13 protein-coding genes and 1 tRNA gene are annotated in these 15,412 nt (G+C 51.8%); 6 read left to right on the forward strand and 8 right to left on the reverse strand.

Translation table 11 applies throughout. The annotated features are described in order from the left end of the window. A partial coding sequence (locus ACIQ2T_RS02520) for a queuosine precursor transporter (protein WP_397589434.1) occupies nt 1–502 on the reverse strand: 502 nt, incomplete at its 3' end. Nucleotides 503–560: 58 nt separating this feature from the next. On the opposite strand from ACIQ2T_RS02520, the gene ACIQ2T_RS02525 reads away from it, so the two are divergent. After that, nucleotides 561–637, forward strand: a tRNA-Arg gene (locus tag ACIQ2T_RS02525). 193 nt (nt 638–830) lie between these two features. On the opposite strand, the gene ACIQ2T_RS02530 is transcribed toward ACIQ2T_RS02525, so the two are convergent. The 5 genes from ACIQ2T_RS02530 to ACIQ2T_RS02550 form a co-directional block, all read right to left on the reverse strand. Beyond that, complete coding sequence (locus tag ACIQ2T_RS02530; RefSeq protein WP_397583430.1) at nt 831–2,519, reverse strand: recombinase family protein; 1,689 nt, start codon at nt 2,517–2,519, stop codon at nt 831–833. A 1-nt stretch (nt 2,520) separates the two neighbouring features. Continuing rightward, entirely contained in the window at nt 2,521–2,952 is a 432-nt protein-coding gene (locus ACIQ2T_RS02535) for a DUF2924 domain-containing protein (protein WP_397583429.1), read from the reverse strand. Between the two features lie 543 nt (nt 2,953–3,495). Further along, nucleotides 3,496–4,494, reverse strand: coding sequence for a helix-turn-helix transcriptional regulator (locus tag ACIQ2T_RS02540; protein ID WP_397589435.1), 999 nt, complete (start codon nt 4,492–4,494; stop codon nt 3,496–3,498). 80 nt (nt 4,495–4,574) lie between these two features. Continuing rightward, nucleotides 4,575–5,744 carry an acyl-CoA dehydrogenase family protein gene (locus ACIQ2T_RS02545; protein ID WP_397589436.1) on the reverse strand — a complete coding sequence of 390 codons (1,170 nt, stop codon included), beginning with the start codon at nt 5,742–5,744 and terminating at the stop codon, nt 4,575–4,577. Nucleotides 5,745–5,751: 7 nt separating this feature from the next. Then, the gene (locus tag ACIQ2T_RS02550; protein ID WP_397589437.1) at nt 5,752–6,963 is read right to left on the reverse strand and encodes an acyl-CoA dehydrogenase family protein; all 1,212 of its coding nucleotides are present in this window, start codon (nt 6,961–6,963) and stop codon (nt 5,752–5,754) included. Between the two features lie 205 nt (nt 6,964–7,168). Between ACIQ2T_RS02550 and gloA the strand changes: the two genes are divergently transcribed. Genes gloA through ACIQ2T_RS02575 form a run of 5 tightly spaced genes read left to right on the forward strand, consistent with a single transcriptional unit; the run spans nt 7,169 to nt 12,185 of the window. Continuing rightward, the gene (gene gloA / locus ACIQ2T_RS02555) at nt 7,169–7,639 is read left to right on the forward strand and encodes a lactoylglutathione lyase (RefSeq protein ID WP_397589438.1); all 471 of its coding nucleotides are present in this window, start codon (nt 7,169–7,171) and stop codon (nt 7,637–7,639) included. Next, entirely contained in the window at nt 7,636–9,006 is a 1,371-nt protein-coding gene (locus ACIQ2T_RS02560) for an FAD-binding oxidoreductase (RefSeq protein WP_397583849.1), read from the forward strand. Before gloA ends, ACIQ2T_RS02560 begins: the two co-directional genes overlap by 4 nt. A 42-nt stretch (nt 9,007–9,048) precedes the next feature. Then, nucleotides 9,049–10,209, forward strand: a complete 1,161-nt coding sequence (locus ACIQ2T_RS02565) for an acyl-CoA dehydrogenase family protein (RefSeq protein ID WP_397583850.1) — start codon at nt 9,049–9,051, stop codon at nt 10,207–10,209. Between the two features lie 21 nt (nt 10,210–10,230). Next, complete coding sequence (locus tag ACIQ2T_RS02570; protein WP_397583851.1) at nt 10,231–11,409, forward strand: thiolase family protein; 1,179 nt, start codon at nt 10,231–10,233, stop codon at nt 11,407–11,409. Between the two features lie 11 nt (nt 11,410–11,420). Further along, nucleotides 11,421–12,185, forward strand: coding sequence for an SDR family NAD(P)-dependent oxidoreductase (locus tag ACIQ2T_RS02575; protein ID WP_397589439.1), 765 nt, complete (start codon nt 11,421–11,423; stop codon nt 12,183–12,185). Between the two features lie 18 nt (nt 12,186–12,203). On the opposite strand, the gene gloB is transcribed toward ACIQ2T_RS02575, so the two are convergent. Both gloB and ACIQ2T_RS02585 read right to left on the reverse strand, forming a co-directional pair. Then, nucleotides 12,204–12,941: a hydroxyacylglutathione hydrolase gene (gene gloB, locus ACIQ2T_RS02580; protein ID WP_397583853.1), complete on the reverse strand. Its 738-nt coding sequence runs from the start codon at nt 12,939–12,941 to the stop codon at nt 12,204–12,206. A 110-nt stretch (nt 12,942–13,051) separates the two neighbouring features. Beyond that, a complete protein-coding gene (locus tag ACIQ2T_RS02585) occupies nt 13,052–15,409 on the reverse strand; it encodes a TonB-dependent receptor (protein WP_397589440.1) in 2,358 nt (785 codons plus the stop codon). Nucleotides 15,410–15,412 lie beyond the last annotated feature (3 nt).

The raw sequence follows: 15,412 nt of genomic DNA on the forward strand, positions 1-15,412 counted from the left end.
CAGTCGACCCAATGGTGCGCGACCACAAATGCTTTCCGCCGGTCCATATCTTCATACGCGCCATGACATAGCTGTTGATGAACTCGCCTGCCCAAAACGCGGTGATCGACGCAAAGACGATCCGCCAAACTTGACCAAACACGCTTTCATAAGCGGCCTGCCCCGGCCAACCGGGTGCTGGCGGGAGGGCAACCACAACCCAGCTCATGAATGCCATGAACAGCAACGCGGCAAAACCAGCCCAAATAACCCTACGCGCACGGGCGAAGCCATATACTTCAGTTAAGACGTCACCAATGACATAGCCCAAGGGGAAAAATAGTATTCCGGCGCCAAATATCCATTGTTGGCCGTTGATTGCGAGCGCTGCGGGTTTAGCGGCACCGATGATGTTGGACAGCAACAATATGGCGACAAAAGCCGCCATAACGAAATCATAATAGCGAAACTGACGGCCAGTAACCGCACTTGCGCGTTCGGAGAGAATAGGGGCATCGTGCATAAATCGACATAAGCAGCTTTGCGTTCCAGCGCAAAGCCGTTATTGCTCCTCGCAGCGCGCGCCCTTAGCTCAGCTGGATAGAGCGCGAGACTTCTAATCTTGAGGCCACAGGTTCGACTCCTGTAGGGCGCGCCACGCAGTCCGCAAAATCACAACTTTCCAGAGACTTCTGTCGTGGGACGCTATGAACGGCGGAGTTCTGCGGGCATTGGCAGTCCCTACATTCGTGCAGAAGCCAAACTTGTCTCTGTTGTGAGACCGATTAGGCAAAAAATAAGGCCCGTCTCACAGGCCCCAAAAACAGACTTCTTTTAGTTTACGCTGGGTATCAGCTGAACCCGAGGACGCGCCTCTGTTCTGGCCATGCTAGCGGTAAATCGGCGGCAAGAAGTTTGCTTGGGGTTAGCTTTAGAGGCTGTCGCCCTTCCACAATTGCAGTGACGATATAGGGGTCAAGGCAAACAAGCTTTGCAACCTTCATCATTCGAACACGGCAGCGACCTTGTTCGGCTGCAAGGGTCGGAACTGATTTATCAGGGTTTGTAACAATTTGAGCCATGATTGCTCTAGATTCGGCGATGAGCGCTACGAGCTTGGCATCGCGCAAAGACATGCCGTCGCCTGCCAAGGCGGCGGGTATGATCAGCCTGAGCGCCTTCCCGCGACGCAACCTAATAGCCTCGCGTTCGATAATTAGGTCGCTACTTGATGGTTGTATCGACCCCTCCGCCCCAATGGCATTGAGTAAACTCCTGTTATCGATTTTGATGACCACTCGGTCTTCATGCAGTTCGACACGGTCGAGCACGGTTCGAATGATGGCCTGCTTCCGGATATATTTGGCGGCGGTGAGTTCATCTGCCAGCTGGCGACATCGCGATATTGCGTTGTGAAGTTGGTCGGCTGTGTACGTACCGTCGAGCAAAACGCTCTGCACCTGAATGCCTAGTGCCAATGTTTGCGAGAGTTGGCCAACGACGATGTCCTCAATATCCCGAGCGCTGACGCGCGAAGCCGAGGAGTCTCCGATATTCTCGTAGCGATTTGCGTAATAATGGAACCTTCGATTACCCTTTTGCGTATGGGTCAGAACCATTGCGGCTCCTTCCGCATTGTAAATCAGCCCAGCCAACACGCCTGTTCTGGCGCTCACCCTGCGTGAGCTGCCGCCCTGCCCTTGCTTTGCCAACTTGGCTTGAACTTGGTCCCACAGCTCCTCAGCAACAATCGCATCATGCTCGCCTTCGAAGGCTTCACTCTTGTGAACCGTCATGCCGCGGTAAACGCGATTGGATAGAAGGTGATAAAGATTACCGCGCTTGAAGTGGACCCCGCCTCTCGTCCCGCCATCTTTGCGCTGCTGTATTTTGGTATGGCTGCCGTTCTTGGCCAATAGGTCGACCAGTTCAGGAACAGAGCCTACTTTGAGGTAAAGTTGCATAATGTATCGAACCTGCTCTGCTTCCACCTCATTGACCAACAACTTTCGGTCGATGACGTCGTATCCCAGCGGAACTGGACCACCCATCCAGATGCCTTTGCGCTTCGAAGCGTAAATCTTATCGCGGATACGCTCGCCTGTGACCTCCCGTTCGAACTGAGCAAAAGACAGAAGCATGTTGAGGGTCAGCCTGCCCATGCTGGTCGTAGTGTTGAACGACTGGGTAATCGACACAAAGCTTGCACCCTTGCGGTCGAGAATTTCTACAATCTTGGCAAAATCTGACAGCGAACGGGTAAGTCGGTCAATTTTGTAAAGCAGGATGATATCGACCGTGCCTGCTTCTATATCCGCCAACAGCCGCTTTAGACCTGGACGTTCCAAATTGCCGCCTGAGAACCCACCATCGTCATAGCGGTCTTTGGTGACCGTCCAGCCTTCGTGGCGCTGGCTCAGTGCGTAAGCTGTGCACGCGTCATATTGCGCATCAAGGCTGTTATACTCTTGCTCCAGTCCGTCCTCGGTCGATTTGCGGGTGTAGATGGCACAGCGCACCATTTTCTTTGTCCGTTCCATATCAAGCGGCCTTTGACGTCAGGCCAAAGAATCTTGGACCCGACCAGTGTGCACCTGTGACCTTGCGAGCAATTTCTGAGAGCGAGCGATAGGTATCGTTATCCCAATCAAATCCGCTATCAGTTGCGGTTACTGCGATAGTCTTGCCGTTCCATTCGCGAACGAACCGGGTTCCAGGCAATATGGGTCCGCGACGTGCCGGTGTAGGCGCGCTAGTTCCGACCTTCCCGTTCAACCTGTCGAGCTCCCGCTCGATGTGGGAAGGCAGTTTTCCCAGGGCCTTTTCTTGCAGCCTATAGGCAATACCGCGCCGGAGAAGGTCAGGAGAAATATTGGGGGCGACGTTACGATAGACCTCACGCCATCGAGAACGCAACTCGGCAGGCTTCATTATGGCGAGGCGGCTCAGTTCCAAGCTTAGATTGTTTGTCATGGGTGGTTCTCCTTAATCGACGCAGCATCATGCTGCCCCACCACCCAAAGCCCAGCTGAATACCCAGCCGGGTCTGCCACCGCCTTATGTCCGAGCGCTTGAACATGAACAGCAATGCTCGACTGTGTGCAGAAGTCGAATGGATTGTGCGCTCGATAAGCAGAAATTTAGATTGTTTGAGCACTTCGAGCCGTCATTGCGGCTAAGTCGGCTAAGCTAAGCCTCATCGCGGGGCGCAGCTTTGTGCGGGCATTGAGACAGATGTCCGCTTTGCGCCCAATTGAAGTCTTTATGAGCGCCGGCTGGTTCCCTCATAAGCGGACATTGGATCACGAAGGATCATATGACTGATTTGTTGGACGTTGCCGACAGCCAGTTATAAGAGTTTGGGCGGAGTAATCGCCGCTCTTTCAGCACCCACTGCGATGGCAGAGCCGCCCCTAATTTTGGTTGTCTCGCTCATTCAATCCAATACGCGATCTCGGCACTACGCTAATTTTTACAGCCATCAGTGTCGAATATTCTGACGATGGACCGCAGACACTAGTCGATAGGTTGGTCCGACATTTCGACTTGAATCGCGTCGTGATTTAGCATTCTAAACTCCTTTGGCGTGTATCCATAAGTTGATTTGAACATCCGGCTGAAATGTGCGGCGCTTTTGAACCCGGCCATGAAGGCAATTTCATGGATTGGATAGTCGTGCAGAGGACCAGAGGCGAGCCAATCTCTGGCTTTTGGGAGGCGTTGGCTCCACATGAGATGAGAAAATGATGTGTTATTGGCCTTAAGTAAATGACACAGATAGCGAGGCGAGATCCCACACTTTGCTGCAACCTCATCATAACTCAGGTCGGGATTGGTTAGGTTGCGCGAGATATAGTTTTGAATGTCAGCCAAACGTTTCTCGACAACCTTTAAACGCTGAATCTGACCATCAGATACCTGACTGATATATTCCGAAACTGTTTCGAGGAAGGCATGAACAAGATACTCAGAAGCAGATCGGCTGAGATGGTCGCCTTCGTCGAAAAGCAGGTCGAGCAGTTTAACAACAACTTGTCGATCTTCCGGTGAAATCTTGAAAGATGACGCGAACTCCAATGCCGAGGGCAGGTGGGTTAGGAACAAATGTGCGGGAACAACGGCTTGCACGGCCTCAAAGATCCCTTCGTCACCAACAATGGCGCGCGCATGGAATGGGGCGTTTGAATCAAGGATCGCACACTCACCGGCGCCTGCCGTACATGATTGATTGGAACGTACAATTTTCAGCGTTCCATGCTTCACAAACCAAATGACCCGAACACCGACCTTGTTGCGACGGATGTGCGATAAATTGCGCCTGTAGGATATCCCCGTGCGTGAAAAAACGCGTAAAAGGCCCATCGGGTAATCGAGCGCCTTTTGAAACGTGAAGTCGAGATACTCCGTCTCGTCAGCACCGAGATCCCCGTCATAAAACTCGCGGCGAACGATCTCCCCATAGTCGCGTCGGAACATCGCCATATCGCTCCCGCGATAGGAAAAGACGGTTTTCATCTATCCCTCCTGATCACTGACGCGCCGTTAGCGCGTTGATTAATCTAATGTGCCCCCAAACCAAAAACGTGAGCTCTAAGTTATAGCTTGTCAACAATGATGATCGCCTCGGTGCCCCCGCGTTCAACCTCGGAAGTCCAAAAAGGGACAGGGTTCTTTGCCATTTGAAGGAGGTAATAGCTTTCATTTCCAAACTGCGCAGAAATGACAAAAAGTCGCCGGTAGTAATGGCTAATCACATATTCTTCGGTCACGCCAATCCCGCCATGAAGCTGTACGGCATTTCGGCCCACAAAAAGTGCCGCCGAACTGATAAAGCTCTTCATGGCCGCAATCGTTTTTGCACGCTCAGAGCAATTCCGATCCATTGCGGCCATTCCAGCATAGAGGATCGAACGGGACAATTCATACTCGACGAACATATCGGCCATACGGTGCTGCAATGCTTGAAAATTACCGATCGGTATTCCAAACTGTTGACGCGTTTTCAGATAGTCCCGTGTTGTCGATATTGCGACATCCATTGCGCCAACCGCTTCCGCGCATACACCCAAAAGTGCATGTTCAAAGCCCCGCTGAATCGCGCTGGGAGCAGACGAAGGGTCTGCCAGCAGCTCGGCTTCAACCGCGTCAAACCAGATGTCTGCCGCACGATGGTTGTCCAAGGTCCGGTAAGGTCTCATGACGACACCAACGGCTGCAGGATCAATGAGAAACAGAGCGATACCTTCATCTACTCGCGCCGACACCAGAAGCTTGCTCGCTGACGGTGCTCCTAGAACGACTGACTTATGGCCAGATATCGTCCAATTTGGCCCTATTTTTTGGGCCATTGTTTCGCATTGATTCAAATCACCGCGTGAGGCGGGTTCACTATGCGCGACGGACAGGAGCATCTCCCCTGACAAAATGGCTTCAACCATCTCGGATCGTCGCTGGGTAGGTTCGGTACCCAGCAATGTTTGCAGGCCATGGATTGAGCTGATAAGAAAAGGCTCCAAGACTAGGCTCCGACCAAATCTCTCCATAATCAAGGCATTTTCAACAGCACCGCCTCCAAATCCACCTTCGGCTTCCGATAGGGCGGCTCCAAGCCAACCAAGTTCTGCAAATGATTTCCAGTTCTCTCGTGAAAAACCGATATCGGTGTTGATCAGGGCATTTCTTGCAGCACCTGTGTAATTTCTCTCGCAGAACCGAGCGACGCTGTCGCTCAGTGCCCGCTGTTCGGAAGTCAGAGTAAAATCCATTATACCCTCACAGGCCCAAAATCGATTTAGCGATGATGGAGCGCTGAACCTCGCTGGCACCGCCATAAATGGTTGTTGCCCTGCGAAACATGGCTTTTGCGGTAACGCCTATTGCTTCGTCATCAGCAAGTGGTGGACCGAGGTCATGGGGATACAGTCTATGAAGCCCTTCGGGATCCTGCATCGCGGCAATACCATAGTCACCTAACGCTTCTGCTGCGAGCAGCGCAGCGCGCTCGCTCAGTTCGGAGCCACGAAGTTTCAAAACAGAGGCTACAGCATTGCTGGCCGTGTCTTCCGAACCAGCATGGAGCACTCGCATGACGGCCCACTCAAGCGCGATTACCTCCGCTTCCAATCGCGCCAACTTTGTAGCAAAGGCCGGTTCCTGCGCCAACGACACTGCGCCCGCTCGGTTAGTGAGCGAAAGATGCCGAACCTGCTCAATATCGCGCTTTGTATGTGATATAACAGCCGAGGTAGTGCGCTCATGCGTCAAAAGATATTTGGCATAGCTCCAGCCCATACCTGCCTGCCCGATCAGGTTCTCCTTCGGGACTTGTACATTGTCGAAAAAAACCTCGTTGAGCGTGAGCCCTTCGTCAATTGACCAAATTGGTCGCAATTCTATGCCAGTTGACCGGATATCGATGAGCAGGAACGAAATACCAGCCTGCGGCTTTGCATCCTGATCGGTTCGAACCAGAGCGAATATCCAATCTGCATAATGGGCTTCGGTCGTCCATATCTTGGAGCCGTTGACCACATAATGGTCTCCATTCAGATCAGCCCTAGTGCGCAAAGAGGCAAGGTCAGAACCTGCATTCGGCTCCGAGAATCCCTGACACCACCACACGTCGTTGGTCAAAATGGGCGGCAGAAATTTCTTCCTTTGCGCGTCCGATCCAAACGCACAAAGGACGGGGCCAAGCAGATCTAACGCACACCGATCAAGCACCGGCGTTCGAGCGCGGCGAAGTTCGTCTTGGAAAATATATTTCCGTAATGGACTCCAGTCGGTTCCTCCAAACTCGGTTGGCCAATGCGGGGCGCTCCAACCATGCTTGTTTAGGATTTGCATCCATACGCGGACATCTTCCCTAGCGCTGTGATAGTCATGCTTTCCCCGACGAATGATATCCTCGGGACATTCAGTTTCGATGAATGCGCGTATCTCTGCTCTGAACGCCAAATCTTCGGGCGCAATTAAAAAATCCATAACTGATCTAATCCTCTGATCCTAATAGAACAGCTAGGGTCAAGAAGGGCGAGCTAATTTTTGGAGCTTGCAACAGCAGACAATTCTCACTTCGTGCCAAGGCTATGTCTTTTAATATTACGTCTGTGGGCAAGGTTTCCCTGAACTCTGGGTATGGGACGCACCTGCCTTACCTGATATTCCGAACGAACAAGGGGGCTTCGAGATGGATAAGGAAGAATTGTATTGGGAATGGGGAAGCAAGGCAGATGCTCCTCGCATTCTGCATTCGATGATCCGCGTTTCCGACCTCGAAAAGTCCCTCGAATTCTATTGTACGAAGCTCGGGATGAACGTGCTCAACCGCGTCGATATCGAAGCAGGCCGGTTCTCCATCGTATTCATATCCTTCGGAGAAGATTACTACTCGGGCGCGATCGAACTTACGCACAATTGGGATGCTTCCGAAAATATCATTGGTTACACCCATGGGAGCGGATATGGTCATATCGCCATAGGGGTGCCTGATCTTTGGGAGGCATGCGAACGTCTCAGGGCGAGCGGTGTCACAATATCCGTGGAGCCCAAGCGGCTTCTTCCTGCGGCGCCTGCGCTGGCCTTTGTCAAGGATCCAGACGGCTATTCAATCGAGCTGATTCAGACATCGCAGCGATATCAGGGAGCGGATCATAAATGAATGCTCTTGCTGACGAATTCCGAGCGTTACTAGGCGAACAAGGTGTCCTAACCGGCGACGATGTATCGAGCCGATCATGCGACCCATTCCGCAACGTCCCTCCGCTTGGTGGTATTATATTACGCCCAGCAAATACTGAGCAAGTCTCAGAAATTCTCAAATTCTGCCAGGCACGCCAGCTGCATGTGGTTACGCATGGAGGAAGGACCGGCGTCGCCGGTGGTGCGTATGCAAACTCAAAAGAGGTTGTACTTTCGCTTGAACGAATGAATAAGATTTCGAATATTTGTCCTCTTACCCAATTAGCTGAAGTGGAAGCAGGAGTGGCAGTCGAAGCCCTGCAGAGCGCGGCAGCCGATCTCGACCTTTTTTATCCAATTGACTTGGGCTCCAAGGGATCGGCTACAATTGGCGGAACAATTGCGACAAATGCGGGCGGCAACCGAGTCCTGCGATGGGGAATGACGAGGCAAAACGTCCTTGGAATTGAAGCAGTGCTAGCTGACGGGACTATCATTTCCTCAATGAACCGGCTGATCAAAAACAATACCGGATATGATTTAAAGCACTTCATTATTGGGACGGAAGGCACGATCGCAATTGTTACCAAGGCTGTGCTGCGGCTTGTCCCGGCACCGACAAGCCAATTCGTCGCTTTCGTATCAGTCGCTAGCCACAAACATCTGATTGACCTGCTGTCGAGTGCCCGACGTTTACTTACATTGTCTGCATTCGAAGTCATGTGGCCTGATTATTATGATCTCGTTTCGCAAAGTGAAACTGGCCGACGTCCTGTTGAGCCTGGGCAGGCGGCATATGTGCTCATCGAAGCAATGGGATATCAAGAAGAAATTGATCAGCAGCTCTTTGAAGTCTTTCTTGAGGAATCTTACGAAGCAGGCCTGATTGTTGATGCCGTGACGGCCATGTCAAAGAAGCAAGTTGCTGATCTTTGGCGCGTTCGTGAGGCTGCTGAAATCATTGTCCGCGAAATGAGTCCGTTTGTATCGTTCGATATCAGTGTCGATGTAAGGGAAGTGGACGACTTTATACATGAAGCTGAGTCTGCTCTCCGCAGCGCTTTTCCAAACTTGAAGACGGCAACATTCGGCCATTTAGGTGACAATAACATCCATATCGCGGCACATATCGGTTCCGAAACACTGGCGTATGAGCACGAAATTGAAAGTATCGTGTTTAACGTTCTTAAGAAGTTCGAAGGCGCTATTACTGCCGAGCATGGGATCGGTCAATTGAAGCGCGAGTTTCTAGCTGACCACAAATCGGACGGCGAAATGGACATGATGCGTCGATTCCGCCGCGCCATGGACACCCAAACTACGCTTAACCAGGACGTGCTCTTTTAAAACAGAGCGAAGTCGGGCGGCAGGAAATCTGGAGACAACAAATTGTCTGGAATTGACCTTGGTAGACCAGCATTTCTTGATGACGAGATGCTATTGATGTTTGAAAATTCTGTAAACCAGCTTCTTGCTGAGAATGCAGGGCCGAAACAAACGGCGCTATGGCGAAGTGACGGTATCGTTCCGCGTTCCATCTGGAAGGCAGCAGGGGATTTGGGTATTCTTGGCGCATCGATCCCTGAAGCCTATGGCGGAAGCGGTGGTGATTTTCGATTTGATGCAATCTTGATCGAGCAGCTCGGGCGCCACAATGCTTTAAACCTTGCATTTCCGTTACACAGTGCAGTCGTTGCACCCTACATTTTGCAGTACGGAACCGAAGAGCAAAAACTTCGCTTTCTTCCTGGCGTCTGCTCCGGTGAAACTATTCTTGCAATCGCAATGACCGAACCAGCTTCAGGTTCGGACCTTCAGGGCATGAAGTCCAAAGCCGTGCGCAACGGCGATCACTACATAATTAATGGTCAGAAAACCTTTATATCCAACGGACACCTCGCAGATATCGTCATTGTAGCCGCGAAAACGGATCCGGATGCTGGCTCAAAGTCCATCTCTCTGTTCGTTGTAGATACGGCATCGACAAAGGGGTTCTCGCGTGGTCCGATCCTGGAAAAACTTGGCCAGGAAGGCCGTGATACGGCCGAAATGTTCTTTGCCGATATGATTGTCCCTGCTGACTGCCTTTTAGGTACCGAGGGTAATGGACTTGCTATGCTGATGTCTAACCTTCCCCAAGAAAGGCTAGTCATAGCATGGCAGGCAATGGCGATGATGGAATCTGCGCTCGAACAAACCATCGCTTACGTGAAGGACAGAAAGCTTTTTAACCGTAAATTGATTGAGTTTCAGAATTCTCAATTCAAACTCGCCGAGTGCAAAATGCAGGCGACGGTTGCAAAGGTATTCCTGCATCACTGCACCGAAAAATTGCTCGCCGGACAACTTGATGCTGCAACGGCGTCGATGGCGAAATTGTGGATTACCGAAGCGCAGGCAAGGGTGATCGATGAATGTCTGCAGCTGCATGGAGGATATGGCTACATGGCGGAATACCCGATTTCCCAAATGTACAAGGACGCTCGTGGTTATCGCATTTATGGGGGCACCAGCGAGATCATGAAGCTCCTTATCGCACGTTCGCTCTAATTTTTTTGAGAAGGATACACCATGTCGACGCCGTTCATTATCGACGTTGTCCGCACTCCTATGGCCAAAGGAAAAGCAGGCGGCGCCTTTCACACCGTTCATCCGGTTGAATTACTCGCACAAACGCTCCAAGCCCTGATCGCGCGCAGCGGAATTGACCCGGGGGAAATTGATGATGTGTTGATGGGCTGTGTCAGTCAGGGAGGAGAACAGTCAGGCAACGTGGGGCGCATGGCTTTGCTTGCGGCTGGATTTCCCGTCCATGTCCCAGCGACTGTGATCGAGCGAAAATGCGGATCGAGTCAGCAAGCAGTCCATTTTGCGGCACAGGGAATTGCAGCTGGTGCATATGATCTTGTTATTGCCGGCGGGGTTGAATCGATGAGCCGCATTCCAATGGGGTCGGCCCGGATGGGAATGGACCCTTACGGTCCGACAATAAACGCGCGCTATGCGCCCGGACTGGTGTCGCAGGGCATATCTGCTGAACTTATCGCGGCAAAATGGAATATTACACGAAACGATATGGATGAATATTCCGCGGAGTCCCATCGCAAAGCATTCGAAATGCAAAACTCGGGCGGCTTTCACAATGAAATCATTCCCATCCGAACCGGCAGCGGAATTGTTGAAAGAGACGAAACGATCCGGCCTGGAACAACGGCTGAGTCATTATCATTGCTGCACACGGCATTTGAGTCGTCAGACGAGCGTGATCGGTTTCCCCAGATTAGCTGGAGTGTGACGGCAGGAAATTCATCGCAATTGACGGACGGCGCCTCTGCGATGTTGCTTGCAAGCGAAAAGGCGGCCAAACGACTTGGGTTGACACCGCGAGCAAGATTTGCGGCCTTTGACGTAATCGGCGACGATCCTTTGCTAATGCTGACTGCGCCCATTCCGGCAACACGCAGAGTGCTGAAGAAATCGGGTCTAGATATTGGCGACATCGATCATTTTGAAGTGAATGAAGCGTTTGCGAGCGTTCCATTGGCTTGGGCGCGAGAACTAGATGCCGATATGACCAGACTTAACCCCCGAGGAGGCGCAATCGCATTGGGACATCCTTTGGGGGCGTCCGGCACGCGATTGATGGCAACCATGCTCAATGGGCTTGAACAGTGCGGCGGTCGCTATGGGCTTCAGAGCATGTGCGAAGCCGGCGGGATGGCTAACGCCACGATCATTGAGAGGCTATAGGGAGAACAGACATGAATATTGATGGCATCGTCGCACTTGTTACGGGCGGGGCTTCAGGTCTCGGTCTCGCAACTGCACGCCGTCTGTTGGATCAAGGTGCAAAAGTTGTCATCGTTGATCTGCCTACGTCAGACGGAAAGTCAGTCGCCGCTTCATTGGGCGCAAAAGTGCGCTTTGTGGCAGGCGATGTAACCAACGAAACTGATATGAAAACAGCTATAGCACAAGCTCTGGGATTGGGTCCCTTGCGCGCGACTGTCCATTGCGCCGGTCGCGGCCATACGATGCGAATTCTTGATAGAGAAGGTAATCCTGGATCACTTGAAGCGTTCGAGGGGGTGATCAAGACCAATCTCATCGGCAGCTTCAACGTCTTGAGAATGTCCGCCGCTGCGATGGCAAAAAATGAGCCCTTGGATGAGGAACGCGGGGCAATCATCATGACGGCTTCGGTCGCAGCTTATGAGGGCCAGATAGGTCAAATTCCTTATGCCTCTTCAAAAGCTGGTGTAGTCGGCATGACGCTGGTTGCGGCGCGGGATCTAGCAACGAAGATGATCCGTGTTTGCACGATCGCACCCGGAATTTTCGATACACCACTGCTGGCACGCCTGTCGGAGGAAGTCCGTGCGTCGCTTGGAAGTTCGATCCCCCATCCTGCAAGGCTTGGAAAGCCAGAAGAGTTTGCGCTGATGGCGACACAGATTCTAGAAAATCCAGTCCTCAATGGTGAAACGATCCGACTTGACGGTGCATTGCGCATGCCGCCGCGGTAACCCATCAGCAAAAAATCGTCAGAGAATCGCGCTGAAATTGTCTCGTTCCCGTCGCCTTTTGGCAAATTCGGCAACGCTTTCTGCACGCATCATAGGATTGGTCGCACGCTCAAGGTAGATCGTTGTTGGAACAGTCGCTTCTCCACGTGCGCGTGCTGCATCTACTTTTTTCATACGCGCGATCAAGGTTGTGTTTTCAGGCTCAACGGTCAATGCGTAACGACCGTTCAATTGCGTGTATTCATGCGCACAGTAGATTTTTGTTTCCTCCGGCAGAGCCGCCAACCGGCGCATGTTGGCAAACATCTGGTCCGCAGTTCCTTCAAACAATCGTCCACAACCCATCACAAAAAGTGTGTCGCCAACGAACGCTATTGCGTCTTCGGGGAAATGGAACGCGATGTGGCCCAAGGTGTGTGCCGGCACCTCTATGACTGTTGCTCTGGTGCCACCAAATTCAAGATGATCTCCTTCGCCCACGCAGAGATCAAGAGAAGGAATCTTATCGCTTTCGGCCGCTGGTCCGACAATCGTACAACCGGTGGCGGCTCGTAAGTCGGCATTTCCACCGGTATGATCGGGATGCCAATGGGTGTTCCAGATTTGGGTTATGGACCATCCACGCCTACTGCACTCATGAATTACGGCATCAGCAACCGCCGGATCTACGACCAGCGTTTCCTTTGAAACGGTATCATGTACCAGCCAGATGTAGTTGTCGTTGAGGACGCTGATGCCAACGATTTCCAAAGCCATTGCAACCGCCATTTTTCGCTAGGATTGGTAAAATTACCAGTTGCGCTATCAAAAAGTAGACCCGCATTCCTTGTGAATGAATGCGGGTCCATATGTGAACAATGTCGGGTTCAGAAATTCACGCTGACTTCTGCTCCGTACATGCGAGGGCGCCCTGGAATGGCGGTGTTGAGGCCAAGCACGGACCCGAGCGCCAAGCCACCGGTGTAATATGTCTTATTAAAGGCATTCTTCACGAAAAATGCAGCGCTAACCTTTGAGCCGGAAATCTCGTTCCAGTTGACGCGAAAATTGGCGACTGAGTAACCGGGCAGAACCGAGCCGGGATTGATGGTGTTGTTGACGCTCGAATAGAAGAATTTCGATTGAGAATAGAAATCGCCGCGGAAAGACATTTCGCCCATATCCCCCGCCAAGGGCACACTAATCTGTGCGAAGATTGACCCGGTTGTTTTCGGCGTGTCTGGAAACGGTCCGAACGCCGTTGTAACTCCGAACAATGTAACAATATTTTTGTTAAAACGGGCATCGGTATAAGCAAAATTTGCGCCCAAAGTCAGCCACGAGGCAGGCCTAATTTCCGCTTCGAGTTCAATGCCCGTGATCTTTGCTTGAGGCACGTTTGCGGTCAAAGCCGTTGGCCCAAGCGGGATCGGCGTCGTGATGTTCACATAGACCGCGCGTTGAATGTTATCTACCCACTGATTGTAGGCAGCCACATTGAAGCGAAGCGGAGTATTCCCAAGGCTGCCATTATACTTCAGGCCGGCCTCAATGTCCTTCGTCGTTTCTGGCAAGAATAGCGCACCGCCGACGGCAATTGATCCGGGTGCGAGTTGCGAGTTTGTGTTGAACCCTCCTGACCGCCAGCTACCTCTATGCGTGACGTACAAAAGCAAATCGGAATTTGCCTGATATTCAAGGCCAACGTTCCAGCTTGGTTTGCTGAACGTTTCCCGAATACCATTGGGAGCGAAACCAAGCTGTCCATAAAGGCTTCGTGGCAAGTGGTTGGCGCGAACCTGCTCCCAAGTATATCTGAACCCAGCAGTGAATTTTAGCTGATCATTTATTCCATAACTGCCGTGCACAAAAAGGCCCTGATTCTTGCTAATCTGGACGTTTTCTTTATCAGCCCCAGGAACGGTGGGCACCAACGGACGCAGATCAAAGAAGGACGTTGGGATGTAAAAATATTTTTTCTCATACCCTAGGTAACCGCCGACGATATATTCAAGGCGACTGTCAAACGCCTTGCCCTGCAACTGGAATTCCTCTGACCATTGTTTCGCCGAAAAAACTTGGCGATCGTGCAGCTCGTCTAGCCCATTGCTATAGATTGCATAAGGCGTACCATCTACATCAGTGGAATCCGCGCTTCGACCATAGCTGTAACCGACAATGTTTTTTAGCGTTATGTCATCGGATGCTTCGAAAGTGGTTGTGTTGGTCAATATCTTTGACCGGCCACGATGTTCGGAATCGCTGTTGAAACTAACTCTATACGGCCCACGTAGCGCTTGTGCCGCAGCAAATGACGCGAGGCCTGCGGGGTCGACACCAGGGTTTCCTGCGACATAAATTGGCCACCCAGGGCCAAGTCCCAGAGGGCTGTAAGTGATTGCTGTTACCGAGGCGGGGTAAACATTGAAAATCGGGCTACCGGCATTCGTCCCATTGGTCGAATTATACTGAAACATGGTAATGTTCTCGAGCCTGTCGCTCGGGCGCAGCAGCACGCTGATCCGTCCCGTCTGTGCTGAATCCCGACCCAGATCAACATCGTTTAGATCGTCATACATGAAGCCATCGCGGCGAAGGATGGATCCAGCCAAACGAACCAGAACCCTGTCGGTGACAAGGGGTAGGTTCAAAACCAGTTCGCCTTCGCGAAGATCATAATTCCCAATGCGTGCCTTTGCGAATCCGGAAAGATCGTTAGTTGGCTTTGCAGTGCCATACAGGACGGCGCCGCCAGTCGTGTTTCGACCAAATAAGGTTCCCTGAGGGCCCTTAATAACTTGAACAGATTCCAGATCAATAAACGATGTCGCACTCGTCGTCGTCACTTGAAATTCGTTAAAGTAGGGCAAGACGCCTGGGCTGGAACTTGAATAGGCATCGACGCTTTGACCGCGAAGCGAATAATTCAGTTGGTTTGACGAAAGGCTCTCCCTGATCGTTAGCCCAGGAACGGCACGTTGCAAGTCTGATTCCGTGCTAATTGATCGAGCAGCGAGCTGTTCGGTACTAAATGCCGAAACGGAAGCTGGCACTTTGTCAAGCGTTTCATCCCGTCGACGGGCAGTGACAGTAATCGTGCCAAATTCATCGGCCTCTGCCTCATCAGCCGAAGCTTGCTGTGCACTGACCGGCGTAGCGATCATGGCAAGCAAAGAAATCGACCCCAGAAGTATCATTTTTCCTTCAGTAGCATAGATACGCAATGTTTTGTTGGTGTTGCTCACGAA

Origin of the sequence: Sphingorhabdus sp., from assembly GCF_044357595.1 — a bacterium.
In the GTDB taxonomy this organism is placed as follows: domain Bacteria; phylum Pseudomonadota; class Alphaproteobacteria; order Sphingomonadales; family Sphingomonadaceae; genus Sphingorhabdus_B.

What these genes read in the sequence shown, in the direction of transcription:
- ACIQ2T_RS02530 (WP_397583430.1), bottom strand. Translation starts at nt 2,519, where the DNA reads ATGGAACGGACAAAGAAAATGGTGCGCTGTGCCATCTACACCCGCAAA.
- ACIQ2T_RS02570 (WP_397583851.1), top strand. Translation starts at nt 10,231, where the DNA reads ATGTCGACGCCGTTCATTATCGACGTTGTCCGCACTCCTATGGCCAAA.
- ACIQ2T_RS02550 (WP_397589437.1), bottom strand. Translation starts at nt 6,963, where the DNA reads ATGGATTTTTTAATTGCGCCCGAAGATTTGGCGTTCAGAGCAGAGATA.
- ACIQ2T_RS02560 (WP_397583849.1), top strand. Translation starts at nt 7,636, where the DNA reads ATGAATGCTCTTGCTGACGAATTCCGAGCGTTACTAGGCGAACAAGGT.
- gloB (WP_397583853.1), bottom strand. Translation starts at nt 12,941, where the DNA reads ATGGCTTTGGAAATCGTTGGCATCAGCGTCCTCAACGACAACTACATC.
- ACIQ2T_RS02535 (WP_397583429.1), bottom strand. Translation starts at nt 2,952, where the DNA reads ATGACAAACAATCTAAGCTTGGAACTGAGCCGCCTCGCCATAATGAAG.
- gloA (WP_397589438.1), top strand. Translation starts at nt 7,169, where the DNA reads ATGGATAAGGAAGAATTGTATTGGGAATGGGGAAGCAAGGCAGATGCT.
- ACIQ2T_RS02545 (WP_397589436.1), bottom strand. Translation starts at nt 5,744, where the DNA reads ATGGATTTTACTCTGACTTCCGAACAGCGGGCACTGAGCGACAGCGTC.
- ACIQ2T_RS02575 (WP_397589439.1), top strand. Translation starts at nt 11,421, where the DNA reads ATGAATATTGATGGCATCGTCGCACTTGTTACGGGCGGGGCTTCAGGT.
- ACIQ2T_RS02540 (WP_397589435.1), bottom strand. Translation starts at nt 4,494, where the DNA reads ATGAAAACCGTCTTTTCCTATCGCGGGAGCGATATGGCGATGTTCCGA.